The 16,236-nt window shown below is 59.3% G+C and carries 32 protein-coding genes; 29 read left to right on the top strand and 3 right to left on the bottom strand.

Annotated features, from left to right (window positions below; genetic code table 11):
- Positions 1 to 17: 17 nt before the first annotated feature.
- The 3 genes from I2E77_RS06645 to I2E77_RS06635 all read right to left on the bottom strand — a co-directional run bounded on the left by I2E77_RS06645 (position 18) and on the right by I2E77_RS06635 (position 2,197).
- A complete protein-coding gene (locus I2E77_RS06645) occupies positions 18 to 1,088 on the bottom strand; it encodes a phage replisome organizer N-terminal domain-containing protein (RefSeq protein WP_195450896.1) in 1,071 nt (356 codons plus the stop codon).
- Complete coding sequence (locus I2E77_RS06640; RefSeq protein ID WP_195450895.1) at positions 1,085 to 1,435, bottom strand: phage replisome organizer N-terminal domain-containing protein; 351 nt, start codon at positions 1,433 to 1,435, stop codon at positions 1,085 to 1,087. The genes I2E77_RS06645 and I2E77_RS06640 overlap by 4 nt, the downstream gene beginning before the upstream one ends.
- A 213-nt stretch (positions 1,436 to 1,648) precedes the next feature.
- On the bottom strand, positions 1,649 to 2,197 hold the full coding sequence (locus I2E77_RS06635; protein WP_195450894.1) for a hypothetical protein: 549 nt from the start codon (positions 2,195 to 2,197) through the stop codon (positions 1,649 to 1,651).
- A gap of 146 nt (positions 2,198 to 2,343) precedes the next feature.
- Here I2E77_RS06635 and I2E77_RS06630 point away from each other — a divergent pair, with 146 nt between their 5' ends.
- The 29 genes from I2E77_RS06630 (at position 2,344) to I2E77_RS06495 (ending at position 16,190) form a co-directional block, all read left to right on the top strand.
- On the top strand, positions 2,344 to 3,474 hold the full coding sequence (locus tag I2E77_RS06630; protein WP_195450893.1) for a hypothetical protein: 1,131 nt from the start codon (positions 2,344 to 2,346) through the stop codon (positions 3,472 to 3,474).
- Between the two features lie 75 nt (positions 3,475 to 3,549).
- Entirely contained in the window at positions 3,550 to 3,900 is a 351-nt protein-coding gene (locus I2E77_RS06625) for a helix-turn-helix domain-containing protein (protein ID WP_195450892.1), read from the top strand.
- Positions 3,901 to 4,179: 279 nt separating this feature from the next.
- The gene (locus I2E77_RS06620; RefSeq protein WP_195450891.1) at positions 4,180 to 4,389 is read left to right on the top strand and encodes a hypothetical protein; all 210 of its coding nucleotides are present in this window, start codon (positions 4,180 to 4,182) and stop codon (positions 4,387 to 4,389) included.
- Between the two features lie 66 nt (positions 4,390 to 4,455).
- Positions 4,456 to 4,755, top strand: coding sequence for a hypothetical protein (locus I2E77_RS06615; protein WP_195450890.1), 300 nt, complete (start codon positions 4,456 to 4,458; stop codon positions 4,753 to 4,755).
- Positions 4,756 to 4,937: 182 nt separating this feature from the next.
- Positions 4,938 to 5,270 (top strand): hypothetical protein, encoded by a 333-nt coding sequence (locus I2E77_RS06610; RefSeq protein ID WP_195450889.1) that lies wholly within the window; start codon positions 4,938 to 4,940, stop codon positions 5,268 to 5,270.
- A 56-nt stretch (positions 5,271 to 5,326) separates the two neighbouring features.
- Positions 5,327 to 5,680 carry a hypothetical protein gene (locus I2E77_RS06605; RefSeq protein ID WP_087258713.1) on the top strand — a complete coding sequence of 118 codons (354 nt, stop codon included), beginning with the start codon at positions 5,327 to 5,329 and terminating at the stop codon, positions 5,678 to 5,680.
- Positions 5,681 to 5,808: 128 nt separating this feature from the next.
- Positions 5,809 to 6,030, top strand: coding sequence for a type II toxin-antitoxin system Phd/YefM family antitoxin (locus I2E77_RS06600; protein ID WP_195450888.1), 222 nt, complete (start codon positions 5,809 to 5,811; stop codon positions 6,028 to 6,030).
- The gene (locus I2E77_RS06595) at positions 6,027 to 6,434 is read left to right on the top strand and encodes a PIN domain-containing protein (protein WP_195450887.1); all 408 of its coding nucleotides are present in this window, start codon (positions 6,027 to 6,029) and stop codon (positions 6,432 to 6,434) included. Before I2E77_RS06600 ends, I2E77_RS06595 begins: the two co-directional genes overlap by 4 nt.
- 194 nt (positions 6,435 to 6,628) lie before the next feature.
- A complete protein-coding gene (locus I2E77_RS06590) occupies positions 6,629 to 7,246 on the top strand; it encodes a hypothetical protein (protein WP_195450886.1) in 618 nt (205 codons plus the stop codon).
- Positions 7,247 to 7,299: 53 nt separating this feature from the next.
- Entirely contained in the window at positions 7,300 to 7,491 is a 192-nt protein-coding gene (locus tag I2E77_RS06585) for a hypothetical protein (protein WP_087258709.1), read from the top strand.
- A 92-nt stretch (positions 7,492 to 7,583) separates the two neighbouring features.
- Entirely contained in the window at positions 7,584 to 7,847 is a 264-nt protein-coding gene (locus tag I2E77_RS06580; protein WP_195450885.1) for a hypothetical protein, read from the top strand.
- Between the two features lie 123 nt (positions 7,848 to 7,970).
- Positions 7,971 to 8,354 carry a hypothetical protein gene (locus I2E77_RS06575; protein ID WP_195450884.1) on the top strand — a complete coding sequence of 128 codons (384 nt, stop codon included), beginning with the start codon at positions 7,971 to 7,973 and terminating at the stop codon, positions 8,352 to 8,354.
- Positions 8,351 to 8,605 (top strand): hypothetical protein, encoded by a 255-nt coding sequence (locus I2E77_RS06570; RefSeq protein ID WP_195450883.1) that lies wholly within the window; start codon positions 8,351 to 8,353, stop codon positions 8,603 to 8,605. The genes I2E77_RS06575 and I2E77_RS06570 overlap by 4 nt, the downstream gene beginning before the upstream one ends.
- A gap of 92 nt (positions 8,606 to 8,697) precedes the next feature.
- Positions 8,698 to 9,390 (top strand): hypothetical protein, encoded by a 693-nt coding sequence (locus tag I2E77_RS06565; protein WP_195450882.1) that lies wholly within the window; start codon positions 8,698 to 8,700, stop codon positions 9,388 to 9,390.
- Between the two features lie 28 nt (positions 9,391 to 9,418).
- A complete protein-coding gene (locus I2E77_RS06560; protein WP_195450881.1) occupies positions 9,419 to 9,859 on the top strand; it encodes a single-stranded DNA-binding protein in 441 nt (146 codons plus the stop codon).
- Positions 9,853 to 10,053 (top strand): hypothetical protein, encoded by a 201-nt coding sequence (locus I2E77_RS06555; RefSeq protein WP_195450880.1) that lies wholly within the window; start codon positions 9,853 to 9,855, stop codon positions 10,051 to 10,053. The genes I2E77_RS06560 and I2E77_RS06555 overlap by 7 nt, the downstream gene beginning before the upstream one ends.
- Before the next feature lie 5 nt (positions 10,054 to 10,058).
- Complete coding sequence (locus I2E77_RS06550; protein WP_195450879.1) at positions 10,059 to 10,631, top strand: nucleotide-binding protein; 573 nt, start codon at positions 10,059 to 10,061, stop codon at positions 10,629 to 10,631.
- Positions 10,624 to 10,830 carry a hypothetical protein gene (locus I2E77_RS06545; RefSeq protein WP_087258974.1) on the top strand — a complete coding sequence of 69 codons (207 nt, stop codon included), beginning with the start codon at positions 10,624 to 10,626 and terminating at the stop codon, positions 10,828 to 10,830. Before I2E77_RS06550 ends, I2E77_RS06545 begins: the two co-directional genes overlap by 8 nt.
- Positions 10,827 to 11,144 (top strand): hypothetical protein, encoded by a 318-nt coding sequence (locus tag I2E77_RS06540; RefSeq protein ID WP_143483006.1) that lies wholly within the window; start codon positions 10,827 to 10,829, stop codon positions 11,142 to 11,144. Before I2E77_RS06545 ends, I2E77_RS06540 begins: the two co-directional genes overlap by 4 nt.
- Entirely contained in the window at positions 11,141 to 11,638 is a 498-nt protein-coding gene (locus tag I2E77_RS06535; protein WP_207738208.1) for a class I SAM-dependent methyltransferase, read from the top strand. The genes I2E77_RS06540 and I2E77_RS06535 overlap by 4 nt, the downstream gene beginning before the upstream one ends.
- Positions 11,639 to 11,663: 25 nt before the next feature.
- Entirely contained in the window at positions 11,664 to 11,795 is a 132-nt protein-coding gene (locus tag I2E77_RS14085; RefSeq protein ID WP_279323483.1) for a hypothetical protein, read from the top strand.
- A gap of 3 nt (positions 11,796 to 11,798) precedes the next feature.
- Entirely contained in the window at positions 11,799 to 12,068 is a 270-nt protein-coding gene (locus I2E77_RS06530; protein ID WP_195450878.1) for a hypothetical protein, read from the top strand.
- Positions 12,068 to 12,589, top strand: a complete 522-nt coding sequence (locus I2E77_RS06525) for a hypothetical protein (protein ID WP_195450877.1) — start codon at positions 12,068 to 12,070, stop codon at positions 12,587 to 12,589. Before I2E77_RS06530 ends, I2E77_RS06525 begins: the two co-directional genes overlap by 1 nt.
- A gap of 6 nt (positions 12,590 to 12,595) precedes the next feature.
- Entirely contained in the window at positions 12,596 to 12,805 is a 210-nt protein-coding gene (locus I2E77_RS06520; protein WP_087258953.1) for a hypothetical protein, read from the top strand.
- A 19-nt stretch (positions 12,806 to 12,824) separates the two neighbouring features.
- Positions 12,825 to 13,292 (top strand): hypothetical protein, encoded by a 468-nt coding sequence (locus I2E77_RS06515; protein ID WP_195450876.1) that lies wholly within the window; start codon positions 12,825 to 12,827, stop codon positions 13,290 to 13,292.
- Between the two features lie 5 nt (positions 13,293 to 13,297).
- Positions 13,298 to 13,441: a hypothetical protein gene (locus tag I2E77_RS06510; RefSeq protein WP_195450875.1), complete on the top strand. Its 144-nt coding sequence runs from the start codon at positions 13,298 to 13,300 to the stop codon at positions 13,439 to 13,441.
- A 514-nt stretch (positions 13,442 to 13,955) separates the two neighbouring features.
- Entirely contained in the window at positions 13,956 to 14,351 is a 396-nt protein-coding gene (locus I2E77_RS06505; RefSeq protein WP_195450874.1) for a plasmid mobilization protein, read from the top strand.
- A gap of 23 nt (positions 14,352 to 14,374) precedes the next feature.
- Positions 14,375 to 15,589 carry a relaxase/mobilization nuclease domain-containing protein gene (locus I2E77_RS06500; protein WP_195450873.1) on the top strand — a complete coding sequence of 405 codons (1,215 nt, stop codon included), beginning with the start codon at positions 14,375 to 14,377 and terminating at the stop codon, positions 15,587 to 15,589.
- A 70-nt stretch (positions 15,590 to 15,659) separates the two neighbouring features.
- A complete protein-coding gene (locus I2E77_RS06495; RefSeq protein WP_195450872.1) occupies positions 15,660 to 16,190 on the top strand; it encodes a hypothetical protein in 531 nt (176 codons plus the stop codon).
- The last annotated feature ends 46 nt before the right edge of the window (positions 16,191 to 16,236 follow it).

The following is a 16,236-nucleotide window of genomic DNA, read 5'->3' as shown; positions in this document are numbered from 1 at the left end:
TCCGCTCCTTTCCGTCGTCAGTAGAGGCCCGCGTCGAGCATGTCCTGCGCCACGCTGCGGTCCACCTTGTTGGCCTTCATGATCTGCTCCACCGTGGGCACCTTGCCTCCGGCATCCGCCGGGGAAGATGCGGGCGGCGCGGACATTTCGTGCTTTGCCCATGTTCGGGCCATGCGCCGCCAGTCGTCCAGCGGCTTGCCTGTCTTCGTGGCCCATCCGTGCCGCTCGAACCAGTCGAAGAACCGCTGCGGGTCGATGGGCAGGTGCTCCGCGTGGATGAAGGCCGTCACCTCCTCCAATGTGGGCCGTCCCGCCCGTTTCGATGGGTGCCCGTTTTTTTCGTCCCCAGCTGTAGATGTATTATCTATATCTATATCTAATTCTTCATCTTTACCGGAATTTTGGGCACCCTCCCGGAGGCCAGTGTTTTCAAGGGTTTCCGGGGTGCCCACAGGGGTGCCCGGTTGGGTGCCCATGGGCAGGGGTGGGCAGCCCATTTGGGCGCCCAAGTGGGCACCTTTTTGGGCAGGGGTGCCCACCCCTGCTTGGGCATCCCCTTGGGCGGGCAGCCCACGGTAGGTCTTGAGGTAGCGCTGGACCGAGCTGCGGGGCACGCCCGTCTCCTGTGCGATCTGCACCTGCGAGGCGTCCGGATGGGCGGCGAAGTATTCGTGGACCACCTGCTCCCGGCTTTTCTTCGGCTGGGCGGCTTCCAGCCGCTTGGCCTCCCTGCGGGCCTCAAGCCTGCGCAGACGCTCTTCGTCCACGATCCGATCCCAGTCCGATATGACGTAGACGCCATCCACCGCCTCGATCATGCCGAGCCGTTCGTAGGTGTGCAGGGCGAGGCGCACGGTGGTGAGGGATTCGTTCACGATGCCCGCGATGATCTCCTCGTTCAACGGCATCTCGGACTCCTTGCGTCCCGTGCGCAGCACGAACCTGCCGCCGGTGTTCTGCCCGCCCACAAGGGCGACCAGCTTGAACCAAATGGCGATCATGGTGTTGGACTCCGGCATGGTCTCGATGACCTTCACACGGGGGTCATCGAAGAAATCGAGATGGAATTTCACCCATGTGAGCTTCATCGTGCCGCCCCCTCCGTCTCCGAAGGGACCACGCCGAACCTGTCCAGCACCGACAGTGCGTAATGTGTGGCCTGCGGCGGGTTGTGGGTGATCCGGCACAGCTCCTCCTCGGTGAGCGTCCTGCCGTCCTCGCAGCGGAGGAGGTAGTCCCCATCCGCATTCATGTCCATCGCCCGGACGCGGAGAAAGAGGAAGCGTATCCACAGGCAAATGATCGTGTCCCCCGAGGGCATGGCCTCGATGACCTTCACGCGGGCGTCGTCGAAGAAGTCCAACGGGAACCGGACGCAGTACTCCTTGTCCTTCATGGTCCGCTCCTTTCCTGCCATCGCAACAGAATCCTGCATTGCTATTTTGCTATCATACTATATGGGGTGGATGGCAAGGCCCCGAAAACGACACGCCGGGTCCCCTGCCTCCTGCCAAAGGCAAGTGAAGCGCCGGGTAAGCCGTTGTATGATGGAGGCGTCCTTTCTTTTGGATTGGGTTACCAACTCAAAAAGGATCGAAGCCCACCGATGCCTTCGCGCCGGTGGGCTTCGTCCCCCTCGTATTCAAGCTCAGTTCCACCCCTGCTGGGGCTGCCATGACTCCCCCTTCGGGGACCACGGCGTGTCCTGAGTCTCATTGTCATTGCCGTCAGCCGTCACGGAATCCGTGGTGGGGATGTCCGAACCGCCATCATTCGTGGCGGAAACCTCCGCCTCCGTCGGCCCGGCGGCGGGCGCATCCTCCTGCGGGGCGTCAACCTCCGCCTGCTGCGTCTCCTGCTTCGCCTCCGCGGCCTGTCCGCGACGGAAGGCGATCAGCGCGTCATGCGCCTCCTCGGGGGTGCGGTCCGGGCCGACGAGCAGGGTCTGCATCTCCCCGGCGTGATCCAGCAGCCATTCCCGCAGCGCTTCGAGGTCGAGCCGGGTCCAGTCGCAGCCGGTCACCGTGAGCACGGTTTCGCCCAGCGTATGTGCGAGGTCGGTGCGCCATTCGCGGGCCTGCTTCTGCTCCCGCGCCAAAGCCTCCCTCTTGTCGAGCTTGGCCTGTTTGAGCTGTTCCTTCAGTTCGGCGATGTACTCTTCCAATTCGCCGCTGGACTTCATCTTCGTTGGCTTCATGGGCATGTCCTTTCGTGTAACGGTTATCGGTACCCATTTTGTCACAAGCCATGCACAGGCACCGCCAAACGGCGGTGTCCTTTGGATACCGGTGCCGGTAAAATGGAAACGGCGGAGTCACCGTTGCCACACGAAAGGAGACGGAAATGAGTGCATTCAACCCCGCAGGACTGGTAATAGAATACGGGCAACTGGATACTTTGCTGACGGACGGTCAGACGCCCGGCAGCCGTGCGGATGATCTGTTCCTCAACATGCTCGACCAGTACGATCCGGTGACCGGTCGTGACGGCTACTTCGACCATGATGGCATGGTCGGCGAGATGCTGGACGCCCTGAACCGGCGGCTGAACCCCATCGGACTGGAAGCAAGCCGCAGCGGCGTCGTGTACTGCAACGTGATGGGCGCTCCCGACCCGCACGAGGTGGTCGGCGCGGTGGAGGCGTTCATGGAGCAGGACTGGAACCACATCACCCAAAATCATGACGCCAGCAACCGCCCGGAACTTCAGGAACTGTGGTACGACTACGCACCGCTCGAAGGCATCGACCAAAACGGTGTTCGGCACATCATAAGCCACGATCAGGTCACGCTTGACGAAACCGGCGGTTTCACCGTGCATGAGGACGACGGCAACACCGTCACCTACGACAGGTACCGGTTCACCGTGGACGTATCCGATGATTTCAAGAATCCGGAGCATGTGCATTACGACTTCACACCCGAGGAGATGGCCGCGTTCGTCACTGGCGAGTTCGTGAATCCGGATCATGCAGCCCGTGAGGTCGCCGCCCGCAGCGTTCACCAGCATCCGGTTGATGTAGAGGTGTCCGCGTTTGTCACCGGAGAGTACGCATACCGCCTTTCCTATGACGAGGTGACGAACGGACTGTCCGAGGAGGAGAACCCCTACACGGGCCTGCCCGAGGCAGCTCCCACCGGTGAGGGGTTCCACACCATGGTCCGGCTTGAACGCTTCGATCCCGAATCATGGGAATGGGACGAGATCGACTCGGAAAGCGTGGACGGCCCGGATGCCGAGGCGTCCGCACCCTACGATGACGCCGAACGGCGCATCATCGCCCGCAACGGGCTTGAAGACCGGCGCATCGAGGTCGTAGCCCCATGGGGTTCCCACACCATCGAACCGGAGCCTTCTCCCGCCGTATCGGAGAAATCCGTGAGCCTCAACGCTGAGGCCAAGACCATGCGCGACGCCTCACAGGCCCTCGACGGCCATGACGCGGCAGCCAACGAACGACCGCTGGATCGATGAACGCTTCGGATTACGCCAACACCTCCGGCAGCTTCGGATGCCGGGGGTGCTTTGCAATCAAGGAAAGGAGTATGGATGACGCCTGCTGAGAACAAGGCCCTGCGGGAAAGCATGGGCCTGACCCTGAAATGGCTGGCGGAACGGTGGGGCGTGACGGTGCAGAGCGTGAAGCGCTGGGAGGGCAGCCGCACCCCGCCACCGCAGATCGCCAAGGACATGCTGGACCTCAAAAGGAAGTTCGACGCCGAGGTGCAGAGACTCGTGGAGAACGGTAGCGAGGTCGTGGAGGTGCCCCGGCGTGATCGGGACTGCACCGGCTCCGAGCAGTCCGCCGCATGGGCGCGGGCCGTGGCCCAGCGTGCCAAGGAACGGCGCGGCCTCACCATGGAGTTCCGGGATGCCAACGATACGGAAAAACAGCAATAAAGCAATCCACAAAAAAGGTAAAATGGTTTGATAGTATCGACCGGAACAGCCGGTTTACGTCGTGGCCGAGGTGTGGATCAAACCCGATGGGAAAGCCCTGCGCGCTTCGCGCTCCGGTCTGCTTTCCCTCGGGCCTAAACTGGGGCCGATCCTCCCGTGGTGTGAACGACAGGGGTGGTCAGGCAGGCGGACATACCGGAGGACACACTTAACTATCTACCCACATTCTTATCTTCCTATTATGATAGGATGATAGTAGACGGGAAAGGAGCGTGCACGGTGGTTTGGCTGCGGAAACTCGAATGCAGGATCAGGGATGCGCTTCAATCTCTCCGGGGGCGGATAGACCGGAGCCTGTTCGATGCCGCGCGGGGAATCTTCGCCAGCCAATACAGGATTCTGACCATGATCTCCTCGATACCGCCGGTGGCGATGTATCTGGCCCTCAGCGTATCCCTCGTGGCGTATCTGATTCTGGGATACGAATAAAGCAAAATGTCATTACATCTTGCTATCATGATAGCATTCCATAGATCGATAAGGAAAGTAACCAAGATGACGGACAAGAACGTGATCGGGGATACCGCCCCGGAGGGAGACATCCCCGAGGACAACGCCAAGGCTGCCGACGGTAGCGGCTGGAAGCAGTGGAGTCTGATAAAACGGTTCAGGTTCGTCTGGAACGGCAAATTCATCATGTCCGGCGCGGACGAGTGGAGGCACGCTGGCTGGCGGAGGCGGAGCTGGATTATCCTGAAGGCCACGGTGTATCTCGCGTTTCTCTATTTCACGATCGGGGCCATCGTGGATGCGGTGGCGGCGATGCTCCTGTCTCTCTGGATGCTGCTGGCCTGATCCCATGGGCCATGCGGATTGGCCCGCAGCGTGGTATCATGGAATTGCAGTGCTCCTGCATATGGTTGATGTGATGAAGGCCCCCGGTTCGTCCGGGGGCCTTTCCGTATCTGCGACACGCCACTTCCGCCGTCTCACTATTATGCTACAATGATAGTATCCAACAAGGAAAGGACGTGGCAATGGAAACCCTCTACTTCGACGGCAAGCCGGTCAGCATCACCCTCACCGGCCTTGAGAAAAAGCTGGCACGGACCATCCTCGATCTCTCGGCGGGCGAGGACGGCTTCGAGCTGTACAACAACGATGTGGCATTGTTCGAGCAGGACCCCGGTGAGCCGGTCTTCGGCTGCAACTTCGAGCGCGTCGAACACATCGAGTGGAAGGATCGCAGGCAGCTCGGCGCTCTGCTCACCTCCCTCGAAAAGAAGCACGTCCTCTACGTGGAGGAGGACCCCCACGACGGCAATGGCATCTGGTACTGCCACAAGGTCCTGAAGGCGCTGGCAGCCTGAATCATCAACCGCCCGGCCCGCAGGGCCGGGCCTCCGAACAGCGAAGGAGAACGGCAATGTCGGATTATCTGGTCAGGGTGGCAATCACCGGGATCGTGGAGCACATCGCCCCCGGCTGCTGGGCCACGTCCATCACCTTCACCAAGAGCATCATCGTGGAGCAGGAGCAGAGAAACAGCATCATCGGCCTGTGCGACATGCTCCGGCACATGAAGGAGAGCGCGTATCACACCGCAGTCAGTACGCTCACCAACGCGGACGGCTTTCTGTTCGAGTTCGCCTGCGCCGATCCCACCGTCATCGCCGACTGGTTCCGTCAGGCCGGGATCGACTGGCCCGGCGGCGAGTTCCCCTGCATCGCCGGGGACTCCGCCGTTCAAATCAGCATCGGACGCTACGGACGCTGCTGAAAAGTTCTTTCTATCCGCCTAAATATCGAACGGAGTATATCGCCCGATTTGTATTGACAATTTCGTTCGATTTGTGTATAATGAAGATAATAAAGAACATACTGTACATCATGAAGGAGGCGCATATTGTGATCGTAACCGCAACCGAGTTCAAGACCAACCTCGGCAAATATCTGGAAATGGCTATGAAGCAGGATATATTCATTACCAAGAATGGCAAGAACATTGCCCGGCTCACCAGCCCTACCGTCAATAAGCTGGCGGTTCTGGACAGCCTCGTGGGGATTGTCCCTGCGGACTTCGCCATGGATGAGAAAACCATACGAGAGGAGCGGCTTGCCAGACAATGAGAATCCTGATCGACACAAACGTAATCTTGGACATCCTGCAAAAGCGGGAGCCATTCTTCGCAGATTCCTACCGGGCGCTGCGAAAGGCCATTGAAGGCGATGCCGAGTGCCTGATCTCCGCATCCGCCGCCACCGACATTTTCTATATGCTGCGCAAGGCTCTCGGCTCTGCACAGCAGGCTAAGGAGCAGATCGAACAGCTCGCCCAGCTTGTGAGTTTCGCCGATGTGCAGGGTATGGACATACACACGGCCCTCATGCGGGCCATGCCGGATTTTGAAGATGCGGTGGTGGATGCTGTGGCCGAGCGGAACGGGGCCAGCTACATCCTTACCCGCAACATCAAGGACTTTGCCGGTTCGGTGGTGCCAGCCATCCTTCCCGCCGATTTCCTGAACAAGTAAACGTACCGCCACTCAGAACGGGTGGCGGTATTTTTTCGCAACAGTAATCTGCTTTCTGTGATGAAGGCCCTCGGCGTTCGCCGGGGGCCTTTCCGTATCCGCGACACGCCACCACATCTGTCTTACTATCATGCTACAATGATAGTATTCAACAAGGATAGGGCACCGCCCAACAACCCTGACAAGGAGCAGAAATGATTAAGGAACAGGCCATCGATGCCCTCACCCTCGGCAACGTCAGCGTCACCGAGACCGATTACTGCGGCGGCAAGGTCGCGGTCATGGCCTCGGACGGCATCGACCATTGGTGCGATCTTTGCGGAAAGGTCGAGTATGCCTGCACGCACGACCACCAGTACGCCTACGACACGGATGCACGGCTCTATGGCACCGACGCCGAGACCGGGAAACGCCGCCAGCTTACTCCGGAGGAAGCTTACTGGTACATCTACGACGGCCAGTCCGATAGGTTCGGGAATGTAGGCGAGAACGCCAGAGCGCCGGAGGTGCGAATTGAGGGTGTAGTCCGAGGCACCCGTCGAGGAAAGGAATTGGAATTGCCGAAGAGCATGAGCAAATACGCCGACCGCATCGAGCAGATTTGGTCGGAAGGAGAGGACGGGTATTGGGTGGACTACAAGCCCGGTTGGTGCAGCGGAGCGCTTGGCACGCCCGACCTAGGTCACAGTCCGGCTCGGTGCGTCCACACGGAGCATGAGTGGTCGAAACGGGAACTGTGGGAGGCGGTCAGCGCGTCCGAACCGTGTGATTGTGAGGAATGCAAGAACAGGAAACGTGAGGAGAAGCGCTAAGTGCCGACCGCCCGGCCCTGCGGGGTCGGGCACCCATTGAGGAAGGAGCAAAAATGAGTGGAATAGGAACCATGGTGGTCTCGGCGTTGGTGGAAAGCGCCGTTGCCGTCTCGCCCTTCGTCATCGGAGGGATGGTGGTGGTGGCCGCTGAGGCCGTCCGGCAAGCCCGCAGGTTCGGGACCCACGGCGCTTTGCACAGAGCGCTTTATGCCGTGTCGGACCCGGCGCAGGACCCACAATGGTAACGCATGGCGGAATGATCCATCTGTGTGGCGGGAATTGAGAACCGAATGCCCCGGTCTTCAGGCCGGGGCCATCCCTATGGAAGGAGGACATGATGGCGGTGATGGATGGCGAGGGCAGCGTGACGTGGATCACCGTGGCGTACGTAGGCGCGGAACGATGCTGGGAGGCCCACTGCGAGGGGCTGATGTTCCTGTACCCGGTGGACAGCTGCGCTTCCGCACCGACCGCCGCGCGGAAGGCGCTGCGGGAACGGTACCATTCCGAAGGGCTGCGCGTGAAGGTGGACCGGTTGGAATCCCATAAGCATCATGGGCGTGACCTGTGGGACTTCAAGGCGCGGTTCCATGTGCGCTGAGCTGTTGCTGGTGATTCTTTGACCCCGGCGGTTCGCCGGGGTCTTTCCGTATCCTCGACACGCGCCCGGCCCAGTCCTGCTACCTTGCTACAATGATAGTATTCCATAAAGAAAGGAACCAAGATGGACCGCTATCACGAATCGACCACCATAGTCTCCGAGGATGCCACCCAAAGGCTTGTGGACGAACACAAGGCCCGTGTGTGGAGGAATCCCCGCAACGGCGTCACCCGCTACTACCTCGGCCTCGACGCACTGAAGGACATCATCGGCCTCGACGTGAACTTCTACTACAGCGGCAACGTCCGCCGCTGCTCCTACATCGACGCCGAGGGCGAGATCGTGCGCGTCGCCAACTCCCGCGCCTACAACCGCTGGACCCAGACCTTCATCGAGAACGGCAGGGTCTACACAGAGTGGGCACCCTACGGCGGAGACATCGCAGAACTGATCGCCCGCAACATCGCCAAGACCGACACCGACGAACGGACGGAGGAAAACGAATGACTATCGCACTGATTAACCTTTTCTTAATCGGTTGCGCCATGATGTTCGCCGTACTGACGTATTTTACTATCCTCTGGTTGATGTGGAAAGGCGTCAGAGACGGCATGAAGAAGTGGAAAGAGATGACGGAGGAGGAACAGAACAACTTCGTCCGCTTGACCGGCTTCAAGGTGGTGGCGACGGTTCTTCTCTTGGAATTAAGCGGCATGGGCGTGTTCGCCCTTTTCAAGTTATGTCAAGAGGTCCTATAGCCCCAGCCTTGGCAGGATCGCCCCTCGTGGGCGTGCTGAGAATGGAGACACACATTCCTGTGTTGCTGTCTTGATAGCAAGATGTGAATGTGGTGTGCAGAACACGAAGAAGCCACTATTCTATCAAAATAGCTTGCTACACTGGTGGGTGTACGGCAAGGCGAAAGGAGTTCCCGATGGGTGTCGGTCATGAGCACGATGGCCTGTTCGGCATCATTGATATGTACGGCGAGGGCCTTGCCTTCTTCAAGGGCGGGGACGCCTACCCGTATGCGTCCGGCTTCTCCGATGCTGCGGAGGCGATGGGCTTTCGGATCGCGTGGAACCGCGAACAGGACAAGTCATTGCAAATCGAATCCGTCATCTGTGAGAAGCACGGGGTTGGTATGACAAAAGACGGCGATCTGATTCTCAGCGCCTTCCGTGCCCGGCTCGTCGATGTGGGAGGACGGTTTGGAAAAGGTCACTCCAATATATATGGTCTTGATGATTGCCGGATTCACGGCGGCCTTCTCCCCATCGTGGAGTTTTACGACATGGACGTGAACCGGGACCGTTATCCTGCCGGTGAGGTGGTGGCCGACTATTACGCGAATACACTCCTCCGGCCTGACGCAGGCGAAGGCGTCATTGACGTGGGCGGAGAACGCTCACGCGCTTGGACCGACGAGGAGTTCAGTCGTGTGGTCGAGTGGCTGACATACCGGCTGGACCGGCTAGGCTATGACTGGCGTCCGCACCCCATGTATAGGGGCAGGAATTTTCGGGAGCCGGAAGACCGGTGACCATATATATAAGGAACAGGAGCAGATCATGAGCATCAACAGGGTGAGCATCGCCGGATATTTGACGCGGGATGCGGAGCTGCGCACCGTGAACGGGAACCTTGCCGTCCTCGGTTTCACGGTGGCGATCAACGAGAAGCGCAAGGATCGGGGGAGCGGACAGTATGTGGACGCGCCCGTGTTCGTCCGCTGTGCAGTGTTCGGGCAGCGGGCCGAGCATCTTGCCCAGTACATGACCAAGGGCACGAAGGTGATGATCGACGGCAGGCTGCACTACTCCTCCTACATGAAGGACGATGAGCAGCGCTCCTCTCTGAGCGTCGTCGTGGATCAGTTGGAGTTCGGGAACGTGAAGCCACGGGAGGAGAACGCCATGTCGCAGGAGCAGACGGCGGCACCGGCCTCCCCTGCTACCACCGATTCGGACTTCTACGATGAGGACGTGTGGGAGCAGACCGGATTATGCTGAGCTTCATCCTTCTTATCGCGTTCACCGTCGTCTGGTATGCGCTGCTGGTCTTCATCGCTTGGGCGGCGGGCGGTATCGTGGCCGCGATCATCGTGGCGCTGCTCATCCCCATCGTCCTGATCTTCTGTGTGGCGATGGGCAGGGCCGCCGAACTGGGCGATCGTCTTCAAATGAAATTCAAGAAAGGACACTGATTATTATGTATACGATTCTGTTGCTGAATCAGAAAGGCGGGGTCGGCAAGACGACCATCGCCGACGAGCTGGCGTTCGCGTTCGAGCGGCGCGGCATGACCGTGGCGTTCGTGTCCACCGATCCGCAGGGCGGCAACGTGCATGAGGTGTGCGACGACCCGGACTATGCGGAATCCTGCGATTTCCAGATCGTGGACACGGCGGGCGTGCTGAAGAACGGCATGGATGACTGGTGCCGCGCGGCGGACATGATCCTCGTGCCCATGCTGCCCAGCACCCGTGATGTGGAGCCGACCATGCGCACGTTGGAGATCGCCGCCGCGTCGAAGACGCAGGCGAAGACCTTCATCATCCTGAACTGTTTCTATGCGTTTGGTCGTTTGGACCGTGACCTTGTGGAGTATCTTGGCAGCGAGAACATTCCGGTGATGGCGAAGATTCCCCGCGCGGTCGCGTTGGCGCAGGCCGCTGCGGAGGGCAAGTCGGTTGCGGAGTACGCGCCGCGCAGCCATGCGGTCCCCGCATTTGAACTGTTGGCAGATGACATTCTGGCTGAAAAGGAGAAGCACAATGACTAACGCATTCATGGCGTCCGCGAACAAGGCGAAGCGGGAGCAGCAGGACATCCAGACGCCTCGCGCGGACAGCGATGATCTGAAGGTCATCAACATCCGCATTCCGGCTGACCTTCATTACAAGGCGAACCTGCACAGGGTGCAGACCGGTGAGAGCGTCACCGCGCTCGTCCAGCGACTCCTGCGCGAGGAACTGGGATGATGGACGCCGGGTTCTGGCTCGGCGTCGCCACACCGTTCGCCGTGCTGATCCTGTTCGGCGTCACCCGCCTGCTGCTTCGCGCGATCTCGGCGCTGATGCGCCTGCTGAACCGGAAGGTCCACGACCGGTTCATGCGCAGGTACGTGTTCCATGAGGAGATCGATGCGGGCGGGAACGTGAACCATGAGCGGAACGCCCGTGAGCTGGCGGAGGTGTTCGCCGCCGCTCCGGGTTTCCGCAAGTTCGTGATTGGCCCATGGCAGATCGCCGTCTGCCGCGACTACCGGAGCGACAGGAAAAGGAGAACGCAATGAGCGTGAACGCTTACCAGCCGGTGCTGGACCCGGCGTCATCCGGGCGCATGTTCTGGTTCGACAAGCATGATACCCGCGTCCTGTTCGGGGACATCCGCGACGAGAGCTGGGAGCTGTGCGACGGACGCCGGTTCGACGTGAAGCCGGACATGGAGATGGACTACCGGGACCTGCCGTTCCCCGATGGCACGTTCCGCATGGTCGTCCTCGATCCTCCCCACCTTCGTCACGTCGGGGAGAACGCCTACATGGCGAAGAAATACGGTGCCTTGGACCCGGAGATGTGGCAGGAGGATTTGCGCCTCATGTTCCGTGAATGCTTCCGCGTGCTGAAACCATACGGGGTGCTGATCTTCAAATTGAACGAGGTGCAGATTCCGCTGTCCAAGATTCTGAAACTGTGCGATGAGAAACCGCTGTTTGGGAACAAGCAACCCATTCTCGAACTATGTGAACGAGGCATACGGATTCGAGTCCAGCAGCCTGCCCGATAGCAAACCTGAAGACGGAAGCCTGTCGATGGTGTGGGAGAAGGACGGAGAAATCCACTCCGGCACACTCAACCTGCTCGACAACAAGGTCAGCATTAAGGAAACCGGCGGCGACTACTTGAAAGTTACAGAACAAGCATCGCAAAAGAATGGAGAATGAATTATGGGCATCGCACAGCAGGAAGCGAATCAGCTCTATCCCGATGAGATTTTAAGCACGTCCTGCATGATCGTGGATGACAAGAGCGGCGACCGCGACATCTACATCGCGGGCCGCACCGCCGAACCGTGCAAGGAGGAGGTGCAGGCGGCTGCCGATACACTCAATACTTTCTTCTGTACTTGTGGGCCGTTGGATTCGATTCCGACCCATCATGAGCTGAAACATTTGGCGGCACTTGTTCTGGACGCCGCGCGAAATGCGGTGATGTGATGGAGAGCCGGAAGGAAGTGACCCGCCGTCTTTCCGAATTGGTGGAGAAGCGGATCACAGGACGGAACATGGTTTGGAGCCGGGAGGTCCCCTTCGACAAGGGTACGTCCTCCGAAAGGCGCGTGGACTATGTGGCGTTCCGGCCTTTCATACCGGAGCAGCGTGTGGAACCGTCGAGTCTGGAACTGGGGACGTTCGAGTTCTATGAGATAAAATCCTGCATTGCTGATTTCGAGAGCGGACATGGTTTGACCTTCGAGGGTGATGAAAACTATCTGGTCACTGTGCCCGATCTGGCCGAACGGCTCCGCGTCGAACATCGAATCCCCGATGACTGCACGGCGGTGCTCGTTCCCACGTCGGACTGGTCTCGTCTGCGCCGGGCCTTCGGGAAAGATTCGGACATGCATTACCGGAGCATCCATCGAAGGCGCACGGCTGGTGAATTGCTGCTCAGCATCGTCAAGGGACCGTACCCGCATGTTGGTTCCACACTGCTTCCCCATGATGATGTAAGGTGATCCGGCATGGGGATGACCGTGTTCCTGCTTGTCGCAATCATCGGAACCCTGTTCGGTGTCCCCATGGCCGTCGGCTGGATGATCGGCCCATGCGTAAGGCTGTGCATAAAAACCCACACGGTATGGGCTGGTTTCGCGGTGCTGGCTGTCTGGTGCCTGTTGGTGCTTGCGGCATGGTGCCTGTTTCTGGTCTGGTTCTGCAATACGATCTTCTGATACGAATGGAGTGTGTGGAATGGGCGTAACCATACATTCAAGCACGTCCCCGTGCGGCAATGATCCGGAAAAACTGCGGGAGCGGCTTGACGAGATTCAGTTTTGCAAAACATTCAATGCTGAATTTTCCTCCGGCATCGAAAGCCAGAGACGCACGCGGCTTTTGGAAAGACTGCGCACCGCGCTTCCCGCGATGCGGGATTGCCTGCTCGATCTGAAGGCAGTGGTGCAGGGCGAACGCTCCCGTTACGAGCAGGCCGTCGAACGGATGTTGGCGCAGCATCCCGAACTGACTCCCATCACCGACGACGTGTGGGATCAGATCGACCCGGCCACCGCCGGTGTGTGGGACTGCTGCGACGCGCTCACCTGTGAAGGCTCCCGCGAATGCGAATGCTGTGGGCACCGGAGCATCCGCACCTCCTCCCTTGAGGACGTGACGGGAATCATGGAAGAACTTATCCACCTTCTGGAATCGGAGGAGTGACGGATATGGACTGGGTTCTCCCCATCACCGGCATCATCGCCATGCTGTTTCTCATCGCCTCCATGTTCATGGACGACCATCATGACTTCATCCCTCTACTCATCACGGCTGTGATTCTGATTTCATGCGGCATCCTCACTGTGGGTTGACGCCGGAATCGGAGGCCGGATGCCGAAGCATCCGGCCCCATCGTTTTCGTATTCTGCTTTGCACGATGATGTGCGGTGCCGTTGAAGAAATCTGACCTATGTGGTCTTTGTTCAATGACTTTATTATGGCTCTGTGAAATGAGTCTGTCCGGGGCGGCGGCACCCCGGACAGACGGCCTCCCTGCGCTGGCGCTCCGGGAGGCCCCGCGCCAAAGGCACGAATGGAGGGTGGCGGCACCCTCTATTCGCACCTTCGGCGCTCTCGCAAAACCTACAGCTTTGCTCACTTGCAAGATGTACGAAGCGTACGTACAATTGCGGTATGACCGCAATTGATACTTCGCTTCGATCTTGCTTCCGTTCGGCCTTAGTGGCCTGCCGGAAGGGTTCGGAACCCGAGCCGGGGTTCCTCATTTTGGAAAAGCGGCGGCGCTTTTCCGGGTGGTTCGACGGTGGCGGCACCGTCATGCTCCCTTCTGGCTTTTGTCCATCGGAAAGGAGGGCGTGACAGAAAATGGACAGCAGGACCAAGCGTTTCGAGCTGCGTCTGAACGCGCATGAGAAGGAAGTGCTCAAGGAGAGGGCCGCGAAGGCCGGGGTGTCCGTCTCCGATCTGGTGCGGCTGGCCCTCGTCTATTCTGACCGACTGACGATCCAAACCATCGACATCTCACCGCTGCGCGACCTGTGCTATGAACTTACCAAGCAGGGCACGAACCTCAACCAGTTCATGAAATTCCTGAACACCTACGGCGGGGATGCGTACAACCGGCTCGCCGCGAAGCAGCTCATTGAGAAGATCGGCGGCATGATTTTGCGCATCGGGGACGCCATGGCCGCGTTCGAGCGAGAGGCGGAACGCGGCGGCATCCTCATCATCCACCCGCCGGAGGATGAAGACAATCTCTGATTTTTGAAAGGTGGTGCTGCGGAATGACGGTCATCAAACAGCAGAGTGTGACAGAGAGCAGTCACCAGAAGCATCTACGCGACTACATCAACAATGATAAAAAAGTTCTTCTCCGTGACGAGCAGAACATGACCGGATGCCATGATCTGAAACAGTGGGCGTCCTTCATGTCGCGTACCCGCGACCGGTACGGCCACAACAAGTCCGCGCGGAAAAGCCGTGACAAGGAGACCGGTGAGGTCATCGAGGCGAAGAACACGATCCTCTACCATCAGGTGCTGGCTTTCCTTCCCGACGAGTGCGATGTGAACGGTGGCAAGCTCAAGCCCGAGGACTGCATGAGGTTCGCTAAGGAGTACGCCAGCCGGTATTACCCGAACCAGCAGATCGTGTTCGCCCTGCACAAGGAGCACTGCAAGGAAGACCACACCTACCGGTACGCGATCCACATGGTCATCAACCGCTCCAACATCGTGACGGGGAAACGTCTTGCCGAGGGCACCGGTGCGCAGGCGAAACGCAACCGGGCCAACCGTGTCCGCACCATGGACAAGGAGTGGGGATTGCAGCAGGTGGAGGAGGGTGTGCGGAACTCCAAGGTTCATGCGAAGCAGCCGTCCAAGATCGAGAAGGAGATCGAGTCGCGCGGTGTCCGTTCGTATAAGACGAATTTGCGGGAGCTGTGCCGGATCGCGGCACAGCGTGCAACGAACCTTGTGGAGTACCGGGAACTGTTGGAGGGCTGGGGAGTGGACACCCAGTTCCGCAGGGGGCGGATGTATGTCACCGATACGGACAACGCCCGTTACTCGTTCTCGGTGACGAAGCTGGACGCTTCGCTGAACCCGGAGGGATTGGAACGTGCGTTCCGGAACAACGCTGCGGGCAACAGCGCGAACGGCGCAGACCGCACCGAAACGGTTCGAGCCGAATATCTGTCCGGCATCAGGGACGCCTATCTGGCGTACCGCCGTCAGGCGCAGAGCATGGAGGGCACCACACTCTCGAAGTTTCCGAAGCTCAAACTGCACCGTCCGCCCGAGGAGATCGCCGGTGATCCGGAGGTGCGGCGCACCATCCTCGCTTACTGGCGCGGGGCGGACGAACTGCGCGTGAAGCTCGCCTCCGATGTGCCCTATGCCCGCAGGCAGGAGAAACATGGTGAAACAGCGACAGGTACCACTGGTGCGGGGCGTTCCGTCCAGCACGAGGCGCGTGGCAAAAATCAGGAACGGTGACACGCCCAACCGTGGATAGTTAGATAGCATGATATAATGATAGTGTACGCGGAGAAAGGAGAATACCGCGATGGCGAAGGACTTTGAGCAAGTGGAGGCCGAAACGAAAACCGGCGGGAACGTCACGCTCGACGCCGAAGCCCAGCAGTCCCGTGAAGCCGGGAAACAACTGGCGGAGGAAGGCAGCGGGAACGCCGACATCCTCGCCGCCGCACGCTCGATGGAGCAGGCGGCGAGGAAGCAGAAGAACCTGACCATCGAACTGAGGCAGACCACCAAGGCGGTCGCCGACACGCTGAAGGAGATCGAGGACATCCGCAGCAGCCTCCATGACATCACCAGTCAGGCACAGCAGGCAGCGTTGAACGGCGTCACCGCTGCGCAGGAGCAGGCGCAGGAGGAAACCATCAAGCGGTTGGACGAGGTGTCGAAGAAGAACATCGAGTACATCGATGCTCTCACGCAGGAGTCCAAACGCCGCATCGAGCGGCTGAAGATGGTCACGCTCCCGGACCGCCTGTTCAACTTCGGGAAGTGGACAGCCCTCTTCCTCATCCTCATCATCCTGTGCCACATCGTGTGGGCTATGGTGATGGGATAATAAAAAAGCAGAAAAGGAAAACGGCTATTTATCAAAGAAAAGAGAT

Source organism: Anaeromassilibacillus sp. 1001302B_160321_C8 (assembly GCF_015554745.1).
GTDB lineage: Bacteria > Bacillota > Clostridia > Oscillospirales > Acutalibacteraceae > Anaeromassilibacillus > Anaeromassilibacillus stercoravium.
The sequence above is the reverse complement of the archived record's forward strand: the minus strand, read 5'-3'. Positions and strand labels throughout refer to the sequence as shown.